The organism is Janthinobacterium sp. LPB2021202312-11-4 (assembly GCF_037049705.1).
In the GTDB taxonomy this organism is placed as follows: Bacteria; Pseudomonadota; Gammaproteobacteria; order Pseudomonadales; family Pseudomonadaceae; genus Aquipseudomonas.
Genome location: NZ_JBAGKV010000001.1, coordinates 300,590 through 322,107, shown reverse-complemented (window position 1 = coordinate 322,107; position 21,518 = coordinate 300,590). Strand labels below are relative to the sequence as shown.

Annotated in this window: 20 protein-coding genes; 15 read left to right on the top strand and 5 right to left on the bottom strand. The window is 61.8% G+C overall.

What is annotated here, in order from left to right:
- The first annotated feature begins 9 nt into the window (after positions 1–9).
- A complete protein-coding gene (locus V5E99_RS01440) occupies positions 10–435 on the top strand; it encodes a DUF2269 family protein (protein ID WP_499800367.1) in 426 nt (141 codons plus the stop codon).
- A gap of 85 nt (positions 436–520) precedes the next feature.
- Here V5E99_RS01440 and V5E99_RS01435 read toward each other — a convergent pair whose 3' ends face one another.
- Positions 521–1,177, bottom strand: a complete 657-nt coding sequence (locus tag V5E99_RS01435; RefSeq protein ID WP_499800366.1) for a histidinol-phosphatase — start codon at positions 1,175–1,177, stop codon at positions 521–523.
- 143 nt (positions 1,178–1,320) lie between these two features.
- Here V5E99_RS01435 and V5E99_RS01430 point away from each other — a divergent pair, with 143 nt between their 5' ends.
- Complete coding sequence (locus tag V5E99_RS01430) at positions 1,321–1,800, top strand: RNA pyrophosphohydrolase (protein WP_007897732.1); 480 nt, start codon at positions 1,321–1,323, stop codon at positions 1,798–1,800.
- Positions 1,801–1,822: 22 nt separating this feature from the next.
- Entirely contained in the window at positions 1,823–4,102 is a 2,280-nt protein-coding gene (gene ptsP / locus V5E99_RS01425) for a phosphoenolpyruvate--protein phosphotransferase (RefSeq protein ID WP_499800364.1), read from the top strand.
- A gap of 104 nt (positions 4,103–4,206) precedes the next feature.
- Here ptsP and V5E99_RS01420 read toward each other — a convergent pair whose 3' ends face one another.
- Positions 4,207–4,953 carry an NRDE family protein gene (locus V5E99_RS01420; protein ID WP_499800362.1) on the bottom strand — a complete coding sequence of 249 codons (747 nt, stop codon included), beginning with the start codon at positions 4,951–4,953 and terminating at the stop codon, positions 4,207–4,209.
- 133 nt (positions 4,954–5,086) lie between these two features.
- On the opposite strand from V5E99_RS01420, the gene V5E99_RS01415 reads away from it, so the two are divergent.
- The 3 genes from V5E99_RS01415 to V5E99_RS01405 all read left to right on the top strand — a co-directional run bounded on the left by V5E99_RS01415 (position 5,087) and on the right by V5E99_RS01405 (position 7,787).
- A complete protein-coding gene (locus V5E99_RS01415; RefSeq protein WP_499800360.1) occupies positions 5,087–5,869 on the top strand; it encodes a sulfite exporter TauE/SafE family protein in 783 nt (260 codons plus the stop codon).
- Between the two features lie 83 nt (positions 5,870–5,952).
- Positions 5,953–6,765 (top strand): prolipoprotein diacylglyceryl transferase, encoded by an 813-nt coding sequence (gene lgt / locus V5E99_RS01410; protein WP_499800358.1) that lies wholly within the window; start codon positions 5,953–5,955, stop codon positions 6,763–6,765.
- 50 nt (positions 6,766–6,815) lie between these two features.
- Positions 6,816–7,787 carry a thymidylate synthase gene (locus tag V5E99_RS01405; protein ID WP_499800356.1) on the top strand — a complete coding sequence of 324 codons (972 nt, stop codon included), beginning with the start codon at positions 6,816–6,818 and terminating at the stop codon, positions 7,785–7,787.
- A 155-nt stretch (positions 7,788–7,942) separates the two neighbouring features.
- Here V5E99_RS01405 and cadR read toward each other — a convergent pair whose 3' ends face one another.
- Positions 7,943–8,392, bottom strand: a complete 450-nt coding sequence (gene cadR, locus V5E99_RS01400) for a Cd(II)/Pb(II)-responsive transcriptional regulator (RefSeq protein WP_499800354.1) — start codon at positions 8,390–8,392, stop codon at positions 7,943–7,945.
- Between the two features lie 85 nt (positions 8,393–8,477).
- Here cadR and V5E99_RS01395 point away from each other — a divergent pair, with 85 nt between their 5' ends.
- From V5E99_RS01395 to V5E99_RS01355, 9 genes are all read left to right on the top strand, one after another.
- A complete protein-coding gene (locus tag V5E99_RS01395) occupies positions 8,478–10,757 on the top strand; it encodes a heavy metal translocating P-type ATPase (RefSeq protein ID WP_499800352.1) in 2,280 nt (759 codons plus the stop codon).
- Positions 10,758–10,772: 15 nt separating this feature from the next.
- Positions 10,773–11,636, top strand: coding sequence for a LysR family transcriptional regulator (locus V5E99_RS01390; protein ID WP_008026094.1), 864 nt, complete (start codon positions 10,773–10,775; stop codon positions 11,634–11,636).
- A 198-nt stretch (positions 11,637–11,834) separates the two neighbouring features.
- Complete coding sequence (locus V5E99_RS01385) at positions 11,835–12,911, top strand: putative 2-aminoethylphosphonate ABC transporter ATP-binding protein (RefSeq protein WP_499800349.1); 1,077 nt, start codon at positions 11,835–11,837, stop codon at positions 12,909–12,911.
- The gene (locus V5E99_RS01380; protein WP_499800348.1) at positions 12,911–14,635 is read left to right on the top strand and encodes a putative 2-aminoethylphosphonate ABC transporter permease subunit; all 1,725 of its coding nucleotides are present in this window, start codon (positions 12,911–12,913) and stop codon (positions 14,633–14,635) included. The genes V5E99_RS01385 and V5E99_RS01380 overlap by 1 nt, the downstream gene beginning before the upstream one ends.
- Before the next feature lie 37 nt (positions 14,636–14,672).
- Complete coding sequence (locus V5E99_RS01375; protein WP_499800346.1) at positions 14,673–15,698, top strand: putative 2-aminoethylphosphonate ABC transporter substrate-binding protein; 1,026 nt, start codon at positions 14,673–14,675, stop codon at positions 15,696–15,698.
- A 146-nt stretch (positions 15,699–15,844) separates the two neighbouring features.
- Positions 15,845–16,978, top strand: coding sequence for a TIGR03364 family FAD-dependent oxidoreductase (locus V5E99_RS01370; RefSeq protein WP_499800344.1), 1,134 nt, complete (start codon positions 15,845–15,847; stop codon positions 16,976–16,978).
- Positions 16,978–17,538, top strand: coding sequence for a phosphonate degradation HD-domain oxygenase (locus V5E99_RS01365; RefSeq protein ID WP_499800343.1), 561 nt, complete (start codon positions 16,978–16,980; stop codon positions 17,536–17,538). The genes V5E99_RS01370 and V5E99_RS01365 overlap by 1 nt, the downstream gene beginning before the upstream one ends.
- Before the next feature lie 134 nt (positions 17,539–17,672).
- A complete protein-coding gene (locus V5E99_RS01360; protein WP_499800341.1) occupies positions 17,673–18,206 on the top strand; it encodes a hypothetical protein in 534 nt (177 codons plus the stop codon).
- Positions 18,207–18,213: 7 nt separating this feature from the next.
- On the top strand, positions 18,214–18,636 hold the full coding sequence (locus V5E99_RS01355) for a hypothetical protein (RefSeq protein ID WP_499800339.1): 423 nt from the start codon (positions 18,214–18,216) through the stop codon (positions 18,634–18,636).
- Between the two features lie 144 nt (positions 18,637–18,780).
- Here V5E99_RS01355 and V5E99_RS01350 read toward each other — a convergent pair whose 3' ends face one another.
- Both V5E99_RS01350 and V5E99_RS01345 read right to left on the bottom strand, forming a co-directional pair.
- Complete coding sequence (locus V5E99_RS01350) at positions 18,781–20,145, bottom strand: GTPase/DUF3482 domain-containing protein (protein WP_499800338.1); 1,365 nt, start codon at positions 20,143–20,145, stop codon at positions 18,781–18,783.
- Positions 20,138–21,508: a DUF2868 domain-containing protein gene (locus V5E99_RS01345; protein ID WP_499800337.1), complete on the bottom strand. Its 1,371-nt coding sequence runs from the start codon at positions 21,506–21,508 to the stop codon at positions 20,138–20,140. The genes V5E99_RS01350 and V5E99_RS01345 overlap by 8 nt, the downstream gene beginning before the upstream one ends.
- Between the last annotated feature and the right edge of the window lie 10 nt (positions 21,509–21,518).

Below are 21,518 nucleotides of genomic sequence, written 5' to 3'. Positions count from 1 at the left end.
AAGCGAACCATGGAAACGTTAACCGCCCTGAAAGTGGCGCATGTGGTGGCGACGGTGTTGCTGCTGGCCAGTGCGTTGGGTTTGGCGATCTGGGTCGGGCTTGCGCGGCGCAAGGGTGATGCGACGGCGGGCAGTCGCACGTTGCAGCGGCCTCGGGTGTTTGTCTGGCTGTTGATGGGCCTGGCGCTGCTGAGCATGCCGTTTACCGGCTGGTGGATGGTGCATCTGGTGGGCTGGCCGCTGGGGCAGACCTGGATTCTGGCGTCGAGCGTGCTCTACACCGTGGCGGCGCTGGCGTGGTTCTGGTTACTGGTACGCCTGAACAAACTGCGCAAGGCGCCGGGTGGCGTGGGGAAATTTACGTTTGCCTTGGCGTTGTTCAGTTTTGTCTGCTTTATCGCGATTGCGGGGTTGATGGGCGCTAAACCGGTTTGAGCCGAAAAGATCGCAGCCTTCGGCAGCTCCTACAGGGTCTTGTGTACACCCGTAGGAGCTGCCGAAGGCTGCGATCTTTTGATTTTCAGTCGCGAAGAGACATCACCGGCCAGCCACGCTTTTCGGCTTCGGCCCGCAGATTCGGGTCCGGATCAACCGCCACCGGATTCGCCACCTGCTCCAACAACGGCAAATCATTCATCGAATCGCTATAGAAATAGCTGTCGTCCAGCGAATGCCCGGTCTCTTCCAGCCAACGATTCAACCGCGTCACTTTGCCTTCCTTGAAGCACGGAACGTCAGTGCTGCGCCCGCTGTAGCGGCCATCGACCATTTCGCATTCAGTGGCGATCAGGGTGTCGACACCCAAGCGCTGGGCAATCGGCCCGGTGACGAAGCGGTTGGTGGCGGTGATGATCACCAGTTTGTCGCCGGCATCGCGGTGTTTGGCCAGCAACTCGAGGGCCTTGGGCAGCACGATCGGTTCGATGCAGTCGCGCATGTAGTCCGAATGCCACTGATCCAGCGTGGCCATCTCGGTGCGGCCGAGGATTTCCAGGCAGAAGTTCAGGTACTCGGCGTTATCCAGCTTGCCGGCCAGGTAGTCCTGATAGAACTCATCGTTGCGTGCCTTGTACGTCACGGCGTCGAGAAAACCGCGTTCGCACAGGTAATCGCCCCAGGCGTGGTCACTGTCGCCGCCCAAAAGCGTGTTGTCCAAGTCGAATAAAGCCAGCCGCATTGCAGTTACTCGCTGAAAAGTCTGTAGAAAGGTCGCCAGAATACGTACTTTTCACAAGAGTGCACATAAGGTGGGCCGGCTCGTTGCTGCCTTCACAACCTTTGTGGAACAATGCGGCGACATGCGTTTGCGAGGTTGTTGCCGTGATCGACCCCGATGGTTTCCGCCCCAATGTCGGGATCATTCTCACGAATGATGCCGGCCAGGTGCTATGGGCTCGCCGTATCAATCAAGATGCCTGGCAGTTTCCACAGGGCGGGATCAACCCCCAGGAGACGCCGGAAGACGCCTTGTACCGCGAGTTGAACGAAGAAGTGGGTCTGGAGCGCGAAGATGTTGAAATTCTCGCCTGCACCCGGGGCTGGTTGCGCTATCGTTTGCCGCAACGTCTGGTCCGTACCCACAGCCAACCGCTGTGCATCGGCCAGAAACAGAAATGGTTTCTCCTGCGCCTGATCTCCAACGAGCAGCGGGTGCGGATGGATTTGACCGGTAAACCGGAATTCGATGGCTGGCGCTGGGTCAGCTATTGGTATCCGTTGGGCCAGGTGGTGACATTCAAGCGCGAGGTGTATCGACGCGCTCTCAAAGAGCTTGCCCCGCGCCTTTTAGCGCGCGACTGACGACGGAGTTCGACCCCGAGCCATGCTCAATACGCTGCGCAAGATCGTCCAGGAAGTTAACTCCGCCAAGGATCTCAAGGCGGCGTTGGGGATTATTGTGTTGCGCGTCAAAGAGGCCATGGGCAGCCAGGTCTGCTCGGTCTACCTGCTCGACCCTGAAACCAACCGCTTCGTGCTGATGGCCACCGAGGGCTTGAACAAGCGCTCGATCGGCAAAGTCAGCATGGCACCCAACGAAGGTCTGGTTGGCCTGGTCGGCACGCGTGAAGAACCCCTGAACCTCGAAAACGCCGCGGATCACCCGCGCTACCGCTACTTCGCCGAGACCGGTGAAGAACGCTACGCCTCCTTCCTCGGAGCGCCGATCATTCACCACCGCCGCGTTGTCGGCGTGTTGGTCATTCAGCAAAAAGAACGCCGCCAGTTCGATGAAGGTGAAGAAGCCTTCCTCGTGACCATGAGTGCGCAACTGGCGGGTGTTATCGCCCACGCCGAGGCCACCGGTTCGATCCGTGGCCTGGGCCGCCAGGGCAAGGGCATCCAGGAAGCCAAGTTCGTCGGCGTGCCGGGTTCGCCGGGTGCGGCGGTCGGTACCGCGGTGGTCATGCTGCCGCCCGCCGACCTGGACGTGGTGCCGGACAAGACCATCACCGACATCGACGCCGAGCTGGCGCTGTTCAAGACCGCCATCGAAGGTGTGCGCACCGACATGCGTGCGTTGTCGGCGAAACTGGCAACCCAACTGCGCCCGGAAGAGCGTGCGCTGTTCGATGTCTACCTGATGATGCTCGACGATGCCGCGCTGGGCAGCGAAGTCACCACCGTGATCAAGACCGGCCAGTGGGCCCAGGGCGCGTTGCGCCAAGTGGTGACCGATCACGTCAATCGTTTCGAACTGATGGACGATGCGTACCTGCGTGAGCGCGCATCGGACGTCAAGGATCTCGGCCGGCGCTTGCTGGCTTATCTGCAGGAAGAACGTCAGCAGAACCTGGTCTACCCGGAAAAAACCATTCTGGTCAGCGAAGAACTGACGCCGGCGATGCTCGGCGAGGTGCCGGAAGGCACGCTGGTGGGTTTGGTTTCGGTCCTCGGCTCAGGCAACTCCCACGTCGCGATCCTCGCTCGGGCGATGGGCATCCCGACGGTGATGGGCCTGGTCGACCTGCCGTATGCCAAGGTCGACGGCATCGAACTGATCGTCGACGGCAATCGCGGTGAGGTCTACACCAACCCCAGCGACGTGCTGCGCAAGCAGTTCGCCGAGGTGGTGGAAGAAGAGAAGCAACTGGCGCTCGGTCTCGATTCCCTGCGCGATCTGCCGTGCGTGACCCTCGATGGTCATCGCATGCCGCTGTGGGTCAACACCGGCCTGCTGGCGGACGTGGCGCGGGCGCAGAAGCGTGGCGCCGAGGGTGTCGGTCTGTACCGCACCGAAGTGCCGTTCATGATCAACCAGCGCTTCCCGAGCGAAAAAGAACAACTGGCGATCTACCGCGAGCAACTCGCCGCGTTCCACCCGCAACCGGTGACCATGCGCAGCCTGGATATCGGCGGCGACAAGTCGCTGTCGTACTTCCCGATCAAGGAAGACAACCCGTTTCTCGGCTGGCGCGGCATTCGCGTCACCCTCGATCACCCGGAAATCTTCCTGGTCCAGACCCGCGCGATGCTCAAGGCCAGCGAAGGCTTGAACAACCTGCGGATTCTGCTGCCGATGATCTCCGGCATCCACGAACTCGAAGAAGCCCTGCACCTGATTCACCGGGCCTGGGGTGAAGTGCGCGACGAAGGCACCGACGTGCCGATGCCGCCGATTGGCGTGATGATCGAGATTCCGGCGGCGGTGTACCAGACCAAGGAACTGGCGCGGATGGTGGACTTCCTGTCCGTCGGCTCCAACGACTTGACCCAGTACCTGCTGGCCGTGGACCGTAACAACCCGCGAGTGGCCGACCTCTACGACTACCTGCACCCGGCGGTGCTGCAAGCTTTGCAGAACGTCGTGCGCGACGCCCATGCCGAAGGCAAACCGGTGAGTATCTGCGGCGAGATGGCCGGTGACCCGGCGGCGGCGGTGCTGTTGATGGCGATGGGCTTCGATAGCCTGTCGATGAATGCCACCAACTTGCCGAAGGTGAAGTGGATGCTGCGCCAGGTCAACCTGAGCAAGGCCAAGGAATTGCTGGCTGAGCTGATGACCATCGACAACCCGCAGGTTATTCACAGTTCGCTGCAACTGGCGCTGAAGAACCTTGGGTTGGCGCGAATGGTCAATCCGGCGGCGGTCAAAACCCTCTAAAACGCTGATGGCCTCTTCGCGGGCAAGCCTCGCTCCTACAGATTCGGTGGTTCCCTGTAGGAGCGAGGCTTGCCCGCGAAGGCGTCTTCAGATACACCAAAAAACTAAATTCTGATCTCCACTTCCCCCAACCGCCCGCCATAGGGCCCGAAACTCCTTTCGACCATCACCCGCGTCCCGTCCGCTTGAACAATCAACGCCGTACTCGCCCGCGTCCCGTAACTCGGGCTGGCAATAAACACACTCGACAACAAACTCTCGGTCGCCAGGCCAACCCCGGTATCCGGCAATTCGGCAAACGGCGCCGTCTGCGCATCGCTCAAAATCGCCAGTAACGCCTCAGGCTGCGGATCGTCCAGCACTTCGCTCAGCGCAGCCTTGGCCTTCAACACCTTCGGCCACGGCGTATCCAGCCCCGCGTTGGATAACCCGTAAACCCCGGGCGCCAGCATCACCGCTTCGGTTTCCCGGGCATTGAAATGCCACAGTTCGTGGGTGTTGCCGATCAGCAGGTTAAACCCGGCATAGTCCAGCGAACGTCGGACAACGTCGCTCAAATAGTCATCAATCGACATCTCGCCGCTGAGAAACCCGGCCACCAGTTCACCCCGGGACTTGCGCGACGGTGGCTGATGGGGATCGCGGATGTTGGTCAGCGCGGCAAAGCGGCCGTTGGCGCCGACACCGAGCCAGGTGCCGCCGGCTTCCAGGTCCCGGCCGGCATGGACGTGGGGTGCGTGGGGCCAGCGGGCCAGGGGGGAGGTGGGTCGGGCGTAGAATTCGTCGCGGTTGGCCGCCACGATCAGCGGCTGGGCGTGGCCGGGCCGCCAGGCAAAGACAATCAGGCACATAAGGTGGTCCTTGTGTGTTTTTTGCCCACTCTACGCAGACATCGCCCGTCGATCCATCGCCACGCGCAGTAGAGCCCGAGCCCCTGCTTCCGTTACCATGCCGCTCCTATTTTCGGGATGCGTGGGGTCGGCCATGGAATTTGTGCTCTATCTGGCGCTGGGCGCCTGTGCGGGCGTGCTGGCCGGGCTGTTCGGGGTCGGTGGCGGAATCATCATCGTCCCGGTGCTGGTGTTCAGTTTCAAACTGCAAGGCTTCGATCCGTCGATCCTGACTCACCTGGCGGTCGGCACTTCCCTGGCGACGATCATTTTTACCTCGGTGAACGCGATCCGCGAGCATCACCGCCGTGGCGCCGTGCGTTGGCCGATTTTTGCCTGGATGACCCTTGGCATCCTGATCGGCGCCGGTTTTGGCGCGCTGACGGCGGAAGCGATTTCCGGCCCGCATTTGCAGAAGATCATTGGTGTATTCGCGCTGATCGTCGCCGTTCAGCTCGCTTTGGACCTCAAACCCAAGGCCAGCCGAACGGTGCCGGGCAAAGTCGGTCTGACCGTAGCCGGCAGTGTGATTGGCTGGGCCTCGGCGATTTTCGGGATTGGCGGCGGCTCGCTGACCGTGCCGTTCCTGACCTGGCGCAGCGTGCCGATGCAGCAAGCGGTGGCCACGTCTTCGGCCTGCGGCTTGCCGATTGCGGTGTCCAGTGCATTATTTTTCATGATTCTGGGCTGGCACGATCCGCTGCTGCCGGCCCATAGTCTCGGTTTTGTGTATTTGCCGGCGTTGCTGGGGATCGCCCTGACCAGCATGTTTTTCGCTCGCTTCGGCGCACGACTGGCCCACAAGCTGTCGCCGCGCTTGCTCAAAAGCCTATTCGCCGCTTTGCTGTTCTGCGTGGGCCTGAATTTCCTGCTCTGACGCCAATCGCAATCCTGGCTTAATCCTGAGGTGACAGCGTCCCCCGGGAATTTTGAAGGTTTCAACTCTAACGAGGAGTCGCAATGCTGCCTTACCCGCAGATCGACCCGGTGGCCCTGGCCATCGGTCCGCTGAAAATCCACTGGTACGGTCTGATGTACCTGATCGGCATCGGCGGCGCCTGGCTGCTGGCGTCCCGGCGCCTGAACCGCTTCGATCCGACCTGGACCAAGGAGAAACTCTCCGACATGGTCTTCTGGATGTCGATGGGGGTGATTGTCGGCGGGCGGTTGGGCTACGTGCTGTTTTACGATCTGAGCGCTTACCTGGCCAACCCGACGCTGATTTTCGAAGTGTGGAAGGGCGGCATGTCCTTCCATGGCGGATTTATCGGCGTGATGCTCGCGGCGTTGTGGTTCGGTAAAAAGAACAACAAGTCGTTCTTCCAGTTGATGGACTTCGTGGCACCGATGGTGCCGATCGGCCTGGGCGCCGGGCGCATCGGCAACTTCATCAACGCCGAGTTGTGGGGCAAGCCGACCGACGTGGCGTGGGCGATGATCTTCCCGCCGTTCAGCGATCCGGCGCAGTTGCCGCGTCACCCGTCGCAGCTGTATCAGTTCGCGCTCGAAGGCGTCGCGCTGTTCCTGATCTTGTGGCTGTTCTCGCGCAAACCGCGGCCGACCATGGCCGTTTCGGGGATGTTCACGCTGTTTTACGGCATCTTCCGTTTCATCGTCGAATTCGTTCGCGTGCCGGATGCGCAACTGGGCTATCTGGCCTGGGGCTGGCTGACCATGGGTCAGGTGCTGTGCGTACCGATGGTGCTCGCCGGTCTGTTCCTGATCTGGCTGGCGTATCATCGCGCCCCGACGGCGCCTGCGGCGGCGGTATAAATTGGAATCCCGGGGGCGACGGCTCCCGGGTTCAAGGACACAGGTAACTCATGAAGCAATATCTCGATCTGGTGGCCCACGTCATCAAGAACGGCACCAAACAAGCCAACCGCACCGGCGTCAACACCATCAGCTTCCCGGGCGCGATGCTGCGCTATGACCTGAAAGAAGGTTTCCCGGCGATCACCACCCGCAAGATGGCCTTCAAATCGGCCATCGGCGAGATGTGCGGTTTTCTGCGTGGGGTGAACAACGCCGCCGAATTCCGTGCCCTGGGCTGCAAAGTCTGGGACCAGAACGCCAACGAAAACGCCCAGTGGCTGGCCAACCCGTTCCGCCAGGGCGAAGACGACCTCGGCGAAATCTACGGCGTGCAATGGCGCAAATGGCCAGCGTACAAGCAGATCCCGGTCAGCAATCAAGCCGCCATCGAGCAGACCTTGAGCCAAGGCTATCGCCAGATCGCCGAAGGCGAAGAGAACGGCCAGGCTTACGTGGTGCTGTACAAGGCGATCGACCAGATTCGCCAGTGCGTCGACACCATCATCAAGGACCCGGGCAGCCGCCGCATCCTGTTCCACGGCTGGAACGTCGCGCAGCTCGATGAAATGGCCCTGCCACCGTGCCATCTGCTTTACCAGTTCCACCCGAATGTCGAGACCAGGGAAATCTCCCTGACCCTCTACATCCGCTCCAACGATCTGGGCCTGGGCACGCCGTTCAACCTCACCGAAGGCGCCGCGCTGCTGAGCCTGATCGGGCGCCTGACCGGCTACACGCCGCGCTGGTTCACCTATTTCATCGGTGATGCCCACGTCTACGAAAACCATTTGGACATGCTCAACGAACAGCTCACCCGTGAGCCGTTCCCGATGCCGAAACTGGTGATTAGCGACCGTGTGCCAGAGTTTTCCAAGACAGGCGTTTATCAGCCGGAATGGTTGGAGCTGATCGAACCGGGCGATTTCTCGCTTGAGGGTTATCAGCACCACGCGCCGATGACCGCGCCGATGGCGGTTTAAAGCTCCGGCGCATGATCGTTCATGGGAACGATCATTGATCCCCCCGTAGGAGCTGCCGAAGGCTGCGATCTTTTGATCTTGGCGATCCCGAAGCCGCCGAAGATCAAGATCAAAAGATCGCAGCCTTCGGCAGCTCCTACGGGGGCATGCGATGTTTAGTGGCCGTGACTGCGGCCGACATGGGAATGCTCCACCTCCGTCGCCACCACCCCGCCGCTGACTTCCAGCCGCTGCAAAATCCCGCATTGATCGATGTCCGGCCCTTCGCCGCAGCGTTGGCGCAGGTCGAGCAGTTGTGCCTGCAACGCCATCAATCCATCGATCCGTGCCTTGACGTGATGAATGTGTTCGTCGATCAACGCATTCACGTTTTCGCACTGATCCTGCGGGCTGTCGCGCAGGGCCAACAGGCTGCGGATTTCTTCGAGGGTCATGTCGAGGGTGCGGCAGTTGCGGATAAACGTCAGGCGTTCGGCGTGGGCCTGGGTGTAGACGCGGTAGTTGCCATCGCTGCGGGCCGGCTCTGGCAGCAGGTTTTCGCGCTCGTAATAGCGGATGGTTTCCACCGCGCAGTCGGTGAGTTTGGCCAATTCGCCGATCTTCATCGCGACAATCTCCAAAAGGTTGCTTGACCCTATAGTGGCTACAGGGTCTTTACTTGGCAACAGGCACCTTTATGGACGCAACCCGATGAGCGATTCCCTTCACATCCACAAACCTGACGATGGGCACGATCACGATCATGGTGATCACAGCCACAAGCTGCAGCCTGTGCAGAAGACGCACGACCACGGCAGCCACGGCGATTCCTGCTGTTCCTCCAAAGTGGCGGCGCCATCGCTGATCAAGCTCAGCGACAAGCCGACCGACGGCGCACGGCTGAGCAGTTTCCGCATCGACGCGATGGACTGCCCGACCGAGCAGACGCTGATCCAGAACAAACTGGGCAAGCTCTCGGGTGTGCAGCAACTGGAATTCAACCTGATCAACCGGGTGTTGGGCGTGACCCATGACCTGCCAAGCACCGCGCCGATTATCGAGGCGATCAAGTCGCTGGGCATGGTGGCGGAGCCTTTGGAGCAGGGCGTCGAAGCCCCCGCGCCCGCCGCCGAGAAAAAACACTGGTGGCCCCTGGCCCTGTCTGGCGTCGGTGCGCTCGCCGCCGAAGTCATCCACTTCACCAACGCCGCCCCGACCTGGGTGGTGGCGATCATCGCGCTGGTGTCGATCCTCAGCGGCGGCCTGACCACCTACAAAAAAGGCTGGATCGCCCTCAAAAACCTGAACCTGAACATCAATGCGCTGATGAGCATCGCGGTAACCGGCGCGATCCTGATCGGCCAGTGGCCGGAAGCGGCGATGGTGATGTTCCTGTTCACCGTGGCCGAGTTGATCGAAGCCAAGTCCCTGGACCGTGCGCGTAACGCCATCGGTGGCTTGATGCAGATGACCCCGGAACAGGCCACGGTGCAGCAGGCTGACGGCAGTTGGGTCGAACAGGAGGTTAAAAGCATCGAACTGGGGGCGCGAGTGCGCGTGCGTCCCGGCGAGCGCATCGGCCTCGACGGACAAGTAGTGTCCGGCACATCGACCATCGATCAGGCGCCGATCACCGGCGAAAGCCTGCCGATCGAGAAAACGGTGGGCGATAAAGTCTTCGCCGGCACCATCAATCAGGCCGGCTCCCTGGAGTACACGGTGACCGCCGCCGCGAACAACTCGACCCTGGCGCGGATCATCCACGCCGTCGAGCAGGCTCAAGGCGCGCGGGCACCGACCCAGCGTTTCGTTGATCAGTTTTCGAAAATCTACACCCCGGCGGTATTCCTGCTGGCGTTGGCTGTTGCCGTGATTCCGCCGCTGTTCATGGGCGCTGTGTGGTTCGACTGGATTTACCGTGCGCTGGTGTTGCTGGTGGTCGCGTGCCCGTGTGCATTGGTGATTTCCACCCCGGTGACCATCGTCAGCGGCCTCGCGGCAGCGGCGCGCAAAGGGATTTTGGTCAAGGGCGGCGTCTATCTGGAGAGTGGGCACAAGCTCGATTACCTGGCGCTGGACAAGACCGGCACGATCACCCACGGCAAACCGGTGCAAACCGACTATTTGTCCCTCGACCCGACCACCGACGAAACCGCCCCGGCCATTGCCGCCGCGCTGGCCGGTCGTTCCGATCACCCGGTGTCGCTGGCCATCGCCAACGCCGCTGTGGATAAACAATTCGCACCGCAGGTTGTGGATAACTTCGCAGCCCTGGCCGGTCGCGGTGTGCGCGGCGAGATTGACGGCCAGGTCTACCACTTGGGCAATCATCGGCTGGTGGAAGAGCTGAACCTGTGCTCGCCAGCCCTGGAAGAGAAGCTGTTTGCCCTGGAGAAACAGGGCAAATCCGTGGTGCTGCTGCTCAACAAGTCCGGCCCATTGGCGCTGTTTGCTGTCGCTGACACAGTCAAAGAGTCCAGCCGCGAAGCGATCCAGCAACTCCACGCCCTGGGCATCAAAACCCTGATGCTCACTGGCGACAACGTCCACACCGCCCAGGCGATTGCCGCCCAAGTCGGCATCGACGAAGCCAAGGGCGATCTGCTGCCGACCGATAAGCTGCAAGCCATCGAGGCCCTGTATGCGAAAGGGCATAACGTCGGCATGGTCGGCGATGGCATCAACGACGCCCCGGCGCTGGCCCGGGCGGAAATCGGTTTCGCCATGGCCGCAGCGGGCACCGATACCGCCATCGAAACCGCCGATGTCGCCCTGATGGACGACGATCTGCGCAAGATCCCTGCGTTCATTCGTCTGTCGCGCCAGACCTCGAGCATCCTCAAACAGAACATCGCCCTCGCATTGGTCATCAAGGCGATCTTTCTTGGGGTAACCTTCGCCGGGATCGCCACCATGTGGATGGCGGTGTTTGCCGACATGGGCGTGAGCCTGTTGGTGGTGTTCAACGGTTTGCGCCTGTTGCGTAAGTAAGGATGAGGAACGGCTGTGCTGAGTGCCGAGCTGAAGGCGTTTTACATGGTGGCCCGCCTGGGCAGCATTACCCTGGCGGCCAAGAAACTCGGCCTGAGCCAGCCCACCGTGACCACCCAGATTCGCAACCTGGAAAGCCAGTACTCGGTTGAGCTGTTCTACCGTGGCGGCCGCCGCCTCAGCGTCAGCGATGAAGGTGCGCGGCTGTTGCCGATGGTCAAGACGCTGTTGCAGCAGGAAGCCGACATCGAGTTTTTCCTGCGCAACAGCGGTCAGGTCCAGGGCACGCTGCGCATCGCCGCCACCGCGCCGTATTACATCCTCGATCTGGTGAAGACCTTCCGCGAGCGCTTGCCGCAGGTGGAAGTGTCGGTGGAAATCGGCAACTCCCAGCAAGTACTCGAAGCGTTGGAGGATTACCGGGTCGATGTCGCCGCGTCCTCGCAATTGCTCGACGATGCGCGGCTGATTCGACGCGTGCTCGGCAGCGATCCGCTGGTATTGGCGGTGCATCGCAATCACCCGCTAGCGGTGCACGATCATGTGCCGCTCAGCGCGTTGGCCGGGCATACGTTGTTGATGCGCGAGTCGGGCTCCACCACTCGGCGACTGACTGAGGAATTGCTGGCCAGCGCCGGGGTGAGTTTCGGGCCGTTGCTGGAGATCGGCAGCCGTGAGTCGATTCGCGAAGCGGTGCTGCGCAATATCGGCATCAGCATCATCGCCCGCCAGGAAGTGCCCCATGATCCGCAGTTGCGGGTGCTGACCATCGAAAATGCACCGCAGATTCCCGAGTATTTGTACTGCCTCAAGGAGCGCAAAGGCGCGCGGTTGCCGGCGGCGTTTTTGGGGTTGGCGCAGGAAATGGCGCCCGCATAGATCAAAAGATCGCAGCCTTCGGCAGCTCCTACAGGGGAATGCGGTCGGCGTAGGAGCTGCCGAAGGCTGCGATCTTTTGATCTTTTGCGAGCGAACCCAAATCCCCGAATACCACTATCAGCCGTTTTTGCCTCACTGCCATATGACGGACGCATTACAAACCTAGGATGGCCTTCATCTGCTTGATGAGGCCTGTCCATGAACCACTCGATCGCAACTGCCCTGACCAACCCCGGCGCACCCATGAAAGTGCGCGGCGTGCAGAAACGCTTTGGCGCGTTCACCGCGCTGGATAACGTCTCCCTGGACGTGGCGGCCGGCGAATTGGTGTGTCTGCTGGGCCCGTCGGGTTGTGGCAAAACCACGTTGCTGCGCTGCATCGCCGGTCTGGAGAAACAGGACAGCGGCGAGTTGTACCTCGGTGATCGCGATGTTTCCCACCTCGCGCCGCAGGCCCGGGATTACGGCATCCTGTTCCAGTCCTACGCCTTGTTCCCCAATCTGACGGTCGAAGCGAACATTGCCTACGGCCTCGCCGGCAGTGGTCGTGATGAAGTGCGCAAACGGGTCGGCCAGATGCTGGAACTGGTCGGCCTGCTCGGCAGCGAAAAAAAGTACCCCGGCCAATTGTCTGGCGGCCAACAACAGCGGGTTGCACTGGCCCGCGCCTTGGCCCCGGCGCCGTCGTTGTTGTTGCTGGACGAACCGATGTCGGCCCTCGACGCCCGGGTTCGCGAACATCTGTGCACCGAGTTGCGCCAATTGCAGCGCAACCTTGGCGTTACCACCCTGATGGTCACCCACAATCAGGACGAAGCGATGCTGATGGCCGACCGCATCGCCGTGATGAACAACGGCAAGGTCGAGCAGTACGCCACGCCGCAGGAAATCTACGACCGCCCGGCCACGCCGTTTGTGGCGGAGTTTGTCGGTCAGGGCAATTGGCTGCCATTCCACCGCAGCAGCGACAGCCATGCCCAGGTCGGCGGGATGAATATGCGCCTGGCCGATGGCAGTGCGAAAACCGCGTCCGGCCGATTGTTCTGCCGCCCGGAGGCGATCAACGTCAATCCGCTGGTGCATGAAGAAAACCTGTTCCCGGCCAAGGTTCGCGAGATCACCTTCCTCGGCAACCGCTGCCGCATGAGCTTCGAACTCGATCAATTGCCGGGCCACGCCTTGCTCGCGGAGCTGGCGCCGGAAGCCATGCCGCGCCTCGGCGCCCAGAACATCATGGTCGCCTTGCCGCCCCGCAGCCTGCAGGTGTTTGCCTGATGAGCGCGAACCTCGCGCTGCCGATACCGCACAAGCAGGTTCGGCAGACCTCCCGTGCCGAGATCGGCGACCGGGTGTTCGTGGTCGGCGGCAAAATCCTGTTGCTGGTGTTGCTCGGTATCGCGGTGTTGATGCCGTTGCTGGCGATCTTCTGGCGCGGTTTCAGCAGTGAGGCCGGGCAGGGTGGTGGTCTGGTCGCGGCGCGGGAACTGGTCACCAGTGAGAATTTTCACTGGTTGCTCGGCAACAGCCTGAAGGTTTCCCTCAGTGTCGCCACCATTGTCGTACCGCTGGCCTACCTGTTTGCCTACGCCCTGCAACGCACGTTGATTCCGGGCAAGGCGATCTGGCGCGGCATGTCGCTGCTGCCGCTGATGGCGCCATCGATGCTGCCGGGGATTGCGCTGGTTTACCTGTTCGGCAACCAGGGCATGCTGCGCGGTTTGCTCTCGGACAATATCTACGGCTTTTGGGGCATTGTTCTGGGTGAGGTGATCTACACCTTCCCACACGCCTTGATGATTCTTCTGTCGGCGCTTTCGTTGGCGGATGCGCGCTTGTTCGATGCCGCGTCCAGCATGGGCGCGAGCCCGGCGAAAGCCTTTCGCAGCATTACCTGGCCGGCGACGCGTCAAGCGGTGTTCGCCGCGTTCTGCCTGGTCTTTACGTTGACCATTACCGATTTCGGCGTGCCGGTGGTGGTCGGTGGCGACTATCAAGTGCTGGCGCTGGAAGCCTACAAAGCCGTGGTCGGCCAACAACAATTTGGTCGCGGCGCGTTGATCGGCATGGTGTTGCTGCTGCCGGCGCTGTTCAGCTTCGGTGTCGATGCCTGGTTGCGTCGGCGTCACGGCGATGCGATGAGCGGCCGGGCGCAGGTGTTCAAACCAGCGCCGTCGAAACTGCGGGACGGCTGCTACCTGGCCATCGTGCTGCTGATCTGCGCGGTGTTGCTGCTGGTGTTCGGCATGGCGGTGTTCTCATCGCTGGTGAAATTCTGGCCGTACAACCTGTCGCTGTCGCTCAATCATTACCAGTTCAACAACACCGCGGGCGGCGGCTGGCTGGCCTACGGCAACAGCGTGAAGATGGCGTTGTGCACGGCGTTGATCGGCAGCGTGCTGATCTTCACCGGCGCCTACCTGATGGAAAAAACCAAGGGCCAGCGCGGGCTGAACCTGACCTTGCGCATGCTCAGTTTCGTACCGATGGCGGTGCCGGGGCTGGTGCTGGGTTTGGGTTACGTTTTCTTCTTCAACCTCAACGGCAACCCGCTGCACGTGCTCTACGGGACCATGACCCTGCTGGTGGTCTGCACCATTGCGCACTATCTGACCACCGCACAAATGACCGCCACCACCGCGCTGCGCCAACTCGACGCCGAGTTCGAAGCCGCCGCGCTGTCGCTCAAGGCGCCGCTGTATCGGCATTACCTGCGGGTCACTGTGCCGATCTGCCTGCCGGCGCTGCTGGACATCGTGCGCTACCTGTTCGTCTCGGCCATGACCACCGTCTCGGCGGCGATCTTCCTCTACAGCCCCGACACCATCCTCGCGGCGGTGGCGGTGCTGAACATGGACGACGCCGGCAACGTTGGCGGCGCGGCGGCGATGTCGACCCTGATTCTGTTCACCTCGGCGGGCGTGTCCCTGCTGCTGGCCTGGGCCTCGCGCGGTTTGCTGCGCCGCTCCCAAGCCTGGCGGCAGACCGCGCCCGGTAACTGATTCCGTACAACCCCCTCAACTCAAACAGGAAAAGATCATGTTCAAGCCCCTGGCCCTGGCCGCTGCTGTCCTCACCGCTTTCAGCCTGAACGCCTTCGCGGCGAAAACCGAGTTGACGGTGTACACCGCCCTCGAAGCCGAACAACTGAAAACCTACAAGGACGCCTTTGAAAAGGCCAACCCGGACGTCGAGATCAAGTGGGTGCGTGATTCCACAGGGATCATCACCGCTAAATTGCTGGCCGAGAAAGAACGCCCGCAGGCCGACGCTGTCTGGGGCCTGGCCGCATCGAGCCTGGCGATCCTCGATCAGCAAGGCATGCTGCAAAGCTACGCGCCAAAGGACCTGGCCAAGATCGGCGGCAACTACCGCGACGCCGCCAACCCGCCCGCCTGGGTCGGCATGGATGTGTGGGCCGCGACCATTTGCTTCAACACCGTCGAAGCCGAAAAGCAGGGCCTGACCAAACCCGTGAGCTGGCAAGACCTGACCAAGCCTGAGTACAAAGGCAAGATCGTCATGCCCAACCCGGCCTCGTCCGGCACCGGTTTCCTCGATGTCAGTGCCTGGCTGCAAACCTTCGGCGAGAAACAGGGCTGGGCCTACATGGACGGTTTGCACCAGAACATTGGCCAGTACGTTCACTCCGGTTCCAAGCCTTGCAAACTCGCGGCTTCCGGTGAATTCCCGATCGGTATTTCCTTTGAATACCCGGCGGTTCAACTGAAACGCCAGGGCGCGCCGCTGGACATCATCCTGCCCAAAGAAGGCCTGGGCTGGGAGATTGAAGCGACTGCCGTGATCAAGGGCACGGCCCACGAAGACGCGGCGAAGAAACTGGCGGACTTCTCCGCCAGCCCGGCGGCGATGGAGCTTTATAAAGAGAACTTCGCAGTCCTCGCCCAGCCAGGGATTGCCAAGCCGCAGACCGAATTGCCGGCGGATTATGAGCAGCGCTTGATCAAGAACGACTTTGCCTGGGCCTCGAAGAATCGCGATGAGATCTTGACCGAGTGGCGCAAGCGCTATGACGGCAAGTCCGAGAAAGTGGTTGCCAAGTAAAATCTTCATCGGCTGACAGGGCCTCTTCGCGGGCAAGCCTTGCTCCTACAGGTTTTGGGTTGAATGCAAAAAATGCGAATAACACACACACCCTGTAGGAGCGAGGCTTGCCCGCGAAGGCGGCCTCGAATTCAAGGCATCTCTTAATGACACCACACAACGACATGCTCATCGTCGGCGCCGGCATCCTCGGCCTGTCCCACGCCTACGCCGCCGCCAAACGCGGCCTAAAAGTCACCGTTTTCGAGCGCAGCGAAACCCCGTTGGGTGCTTCGGTGCGCAACTTCGGCCAAGCCCTGGTCACCGGCCAGCCACCGGGCCCAATGCTTGAACTGGCCAAGGCCAGCCGCGAGATCTGGGGCCAATGGGCGCAACTCGCCGGCCTGCCACTCAAGCGCAACGGCTCGTACCTGTTCGCCCGCACCGAAGCCGAAGAACACCTGCTGCAAGCCTTTTGCAACGGTCGCGCCGTGGAGCACAACTACAACGTCGAACTGCTGCGCGGTGCCGCGTTGCGGGATCTGTACAGCGGCCAGTTCAGTCATCACCGCGCCGCGTTGCACGGCAAGGACGATCAGCAACTGTATTCCCGCGAAGCGATTCCGGCGCTGATCGACTACCTGCGCCGAGAGCTGGGCGTCGAGTTTCACTTCTCGACCCTGGTGCGCGACATCGAGCCGGGTCGCTTGCACAGCACCGCCGGCAGCTTCGGCGCCGCGCAGATCATCGTTTGCTCCGGCCACGACTATCAGACGTTGCTCGCCGAGCCGATTGCCGCGCTCAACCCGCAAATCTGTCGCCTGCAAATGCTGCGCGCCAAACCGCAGATCGATCTGAATCTGCAACACGCGTTGCTCACCGGGTTGAGTTGCGTGCACTACGGCGCGTTTGCCGACCTGCCGGAAGCCGCCGCCGTGCAAGCGCAGATCCTGCGGGACGCGCCGCACCTGCACGACAACGGCATTCATCTGCTGATCAGCCCGACGCCTTACGGCGAGTTGATCATCGGCGATTCCCACCATTACGGCCGCGATCCGTCACCGTTCAACGCCGAACAGGTGGATAACTGGATGATCGAACTGGCCGAGCAGACCCTGGGCTGCAAGGTGCAAGTGCTTGAGCGTTGGCAGGGTGTCTATGGTTCGAAGGGGCCGGGGCCGTTCTCGTTCCTGCGTCCGCAACCCGGCGTGAACGTGGCGCTGATGCACACCGGCGTCGGTATGAGCGTCGGGCCGGCGCTGGCGGAGCGCAACGTGGCCCTGTTGTTGGGAGAGGATTGATGACGCGCCATGAGCAAGTGATCGCCGAGGTGTTCGCCCTGTACGAACGCTTCGGCGACAGCGACTACATCGGCGAGCCGGTGTCGCAGATCGAGCACATGTCCCAAGCCGCCGAACTGGCCATGGCCGAAGGCTTTGACGATGAAGTGGTGTTGGCGGCGTTCTTTCACGATATCGGGCATATCTGCGCCGAGGATGCCGAGAACATGGGCGGTTTCGGCGTGGTCAGCCATGAGCGCCTTGGCGCGGACTATTTGCGCCGCCTGGGTTTCAGCGAACGCATGGCGCGGCTGGTGGAGTACCACGTTCAAGCCAAGCGCTATCTGACACTCAAGGAGCCGGGGTACTACGCACGTTTGAGCGAAGCCAGCCGCCGAACGCTGGAATATCAGGGCGGGGTGATGAGCGCTGCCGAGGCTGAGGCCTTTGAGCGCGATCCGTTGTGCGCGGTGAGTTTGCGCATTCGTCAGTGGGATGAACAGGCCAAGGAGATGTGGGTGCCAGTGATTGATCTGGAGGTGCTGAAGGCGAAAGCGCTGGCGTTGTTGATCAAGGCGTAACGTCCTTCGTTCACGGGGGTTTCGGCGGGCAACTTTTAATGAATTGCCCTACGTCCTGCGGCGAATTAGCGCCATGGATACCGCGCGTTGGAGCCGCTAGTGTTTGGGCTTCTTTAATCGGCAAGGAACGCCCCATGCGCTATTTGAAAGTCACTGTTCAGGATCGAATCGGCAACGGCCGGGCCGACTCTGTTTTATTGCAGTTCTACGAAACGGCCTGCACACCGGGCGACGACATTTTGCTCAACAAGGCCTTCGCCCTGGATTTCGACGCCGATGGCCATGTCGATTACAAAATGGGCGACGTGACGAACAACGGTGTGGAAAACAATGCTGACCAGCGGCTGCTGAAGACCTTCGCCAATGCGTGTCTGAAGCTCAACTGGTTCAATCCCGGCGCCTCCACCCAGCGTTATCTGAAAATGTTCAGCGAAGACTCCGCCAGGGATGGCAGCCCGGATACCGTGCGTTTTCACTTTCACGAAGGCCCCGGCAAACCGACCGACAAAACCCTGGCGTACACCGCAGCGGCCTACGACACGGACAATAACGGCACGCTGGACTGGGTGTTTCACTTCGATACGGATCACGATGGCGATATCGATACCGTGGATCGGGAACTGGTGTCGTTGCTCAGCAGCACCTACCTGAAATTCAAATGGAAGTGAGCCCCGCGTGCGCTATTTGAAGGTGATCGCCCAGGACTCCACTGGCCAGGGGCAAGCCGATACCGTGCGTTACCGGTTTTTTGAAAATGGGCATTTGCAGCGTGAGGCAACGGAGGCGGACCTGCGGCGGCTCAAGGTCTTTGGCCAAACCTATCTGAAGTGCGCGTGGTTCAACGCCGGTGACGGTGAGGAACGGCATCTGCGGATTTTCTCGCAGAACCCGTCCGCCGATGGCACAGCGGAAACGGTGCGATTGCATTTCCATGACGGGACGCTGATTGCCTACAAGGCCGCGGTTCACGATCTGGATAACGATAGTGAGATGGAAGTGGTGCTGAGTTCGGATGTGGACAATGACGGACGTTCGGACCGCACGGATCGAAGCCGTGTGGCGGCGTTAGCGAAGCAGTTCTTGAAGATTGGCTGGTAGCGTTCCTTCCGTGACTCCGCGTCGCGGCCTTCGCGGGCAAGCCTCGCTCCTACAGGTTTTGTGCTTTGCACACATTTCGCGATCACCCTAAAACCTGTAGGAGCGAGGCTTGCCCGCGAAGAGGCCCACCCAGACAACACCTATTCAAAGCTGCTGCGCCAACGCGTCGATCTGCTCCTGACGCTCGGCCTGATTCAACTTCGGATGCGGATTGAGCGACGACCACTGCGGATACGCCCGGGCCTTGTTCAACGCCTCGGGCAGCTTGCCTTCGCGCCAGGTCTTGTCCTGGGGCGTGGCCACTTGAATGCTGTCCATTGCCGCGTGGCCACGGGTATTCAGTGCCTGGAGCAGTTGGCGCTGACGCAGAGCCAGCAGGCGCAGCACGCTGTCATCGACCGTCAGTTCCCGCTGACCTTTGATCTTGCCCAGTAAACGGCTGCCATAGCTGCGGGCGGTTTGCAGCGCCCCGCCGGCAATTGCGCCCGCCAGGGCGGCGGCGCCGAGGGTCAGGCCGCCCACCAGCAGGTCCACGCCAGCACCCGCCGCCGCGCCGGCCGCGATGCCGCTACCGACCCGTACGCCCAATTGCTTGAGGGTTTCCGGGTTGAACAGGTCATCGCCCCAGCGCCCATCGAGCAATGGCAAGTCACTGGCCGCCGCATCCTGTGGGCGGAACGCGTAGAGCTTGAGCAAGGCTTCGACGCAACGTTGTTCCCGTTGCCGAACGGCTTTGCGCAACTCGCTGATCGCGTGTTGTTCCTGCTCGGCGTTACTGGCCACACTGCGACGGCACGCAGCGCAATCGATCAATAATTCGGCAATCAGCCGCGCGGCACTTTGCTGGCGCGCCAGACGCTGGGCCTGTTGGTCGGCGATCAAGCGTTCCAGTTGTGGTCGGGCGTTTTCCAGCAACAGCGCGAGGCTTTCATAGAGCCGGCGTTCGCCATCCTCCGGCGGGGCGACGCTGTCGAAGCGCACCAAGGCATGCAGCCCGAGCCGCGCCAGGGCTTCACGCCACTCCGGTTCGCGGTGGTTGGCGCTGCTGACGAAATTGAGCACCGGCAGCAACGGTTTGCCGCAACTGGCCAGCACTTCCAGCTCGTCGCGGTATTTGGCCAGCACCGGTTCCCGGGCGTCGATCACATAGAGGCCGGCGTCCGAGGCCTGCAATTGGCGCAGCACTTTGGCTTCCTGTTCGAATCGCTGTCGGGCTTCGCTGCCCTCAAGGAACCGCGCCAGACGGGCCGGGCCGTCGAGGCGTTCGCCGGGACGTTCCAGCCTTTCGAGGTAATCGAGCAGGGCGATGGCATCTTCCAGGCCCGGCGTGTCGTAAAGGTCGAGCAACGGCTCGCCGTCCACCGACAATCGCGCGCCCTCGACGTGCCGGGTGGTGCTGGGCCGGTGGGACACTTCACCGAACCCGACGTCCCGGGTCAGGGTGCGCAGCAAGGAGGTTTTGCCGACGTTGGTGTGGCCGACCACGGCGAGCTTCAACGGCTTAGTCATGACCGGTCTCCAGCCAATTCATCGGGGCGCAATCGGCGAACGGCAGCTCCAGTTGTTGCAACGCTGTGTGCCAGTCGCCCAGACGCGCGGCATCCAGTGCTTCGCCGGGCGGTGCTTGCAGCAGCCAGACCCGGGTGGCGCTGGCATTGCGCGCCAGTTCGGCGATCAGCGCGAGGCTGCCGCGATCCGGTGAACGGCGCGGATCGCAGGCAATCAGCAATCGGGCCGGGGGAAAACGACTTAACTGTTCGAGGAGTTTGTGGCGCGATTCGCGGCTGTCGAGGATGCCGGCATTGCCCACGGTTTTTGGCAGGTACGGCGGCCACGGACGTTGATCATCCAACTCGATGGCCACCAGCAGCGCGCCGTTACTGTGCAATTCGCTGACGCCGCTTTCGATGCGATGAAGCTGATCCGGCGCGGCATCGCTGATGCCCAGGCGTTCGCTGGTGGGCATCAGGCGTTCGCGCAGTTGCGCGTAGCCGGGCAGGTTCAGGTCCAGGCGTAACGCGGCCCGGCCGGTTTTCCAGCGCCAGAGGCAAAACAGCGCCAGCAGCAGGCGCGGGAATACCCCATAAACCACCAGTACACCGACCAGCCAAGTCGCCCAGGCCTGGCGGGCGCTTTCGATGTTGAGCGCGGCGTCGCCGCTGGCGCGGATCATCTCCACGGTCGGCACGTTGAACCCGAGCAGGGCCGGGAGGGCGCCGAGGGCCTGGGTCATGGCGACGAAAGTGTCGGCGCTGAGCAGGGTGGTTTCCCAGACGAAACCGTAGCGCCGGGTGGCCATCAGCGTCAGCAGAATCGCCAGGGCACTGAGCATCGCCAGCAGCCACACACTGTTGACCAGCACGCCGATGGCCCAGCGATTGAGTTTGTGCCGTTGCAATAACAGCAACAGGGCCGGCGCCATTTGCGCGGCTTTGGCGTCCCGGGCGAATTTTTCGCTGAGCCACAGCCACAAGCGTCCGAGTGTTGCGCCATGTTCGCCGGCGAACACCAGGCCCAGGGCCCAGCTCAGCAACAGAATCAGGTTCAGCCCGAGCAAGCTGCCCAAGGCCCAGAACACATTCACCGGGACTTGCCCGTCACCCAGCGCCGCAAACGCCAGCCCGGCGCCGCTGACCACGGCCAGTGCCGCGAGCACCAGCAGCGCGAGTCGCGCCCCCTGCAGCCAATGGGTGAGGGCGTTGGTCAGTCCATCGCGTTCGGCCAGCCACAAGGCGCGGCGTTGAATGCGGCTCGGCAAGTCGCCGCCAGCGGTGCGGGCCAGTCGGTTGGCTTCCAGGTCGTCCAGGGGCCCGGCGTGTTCTTCGCGCAGACGGATGGTTTCCGTCAGCCAGAGGTTATTCAGTTCAGTCACGCGGCATCCC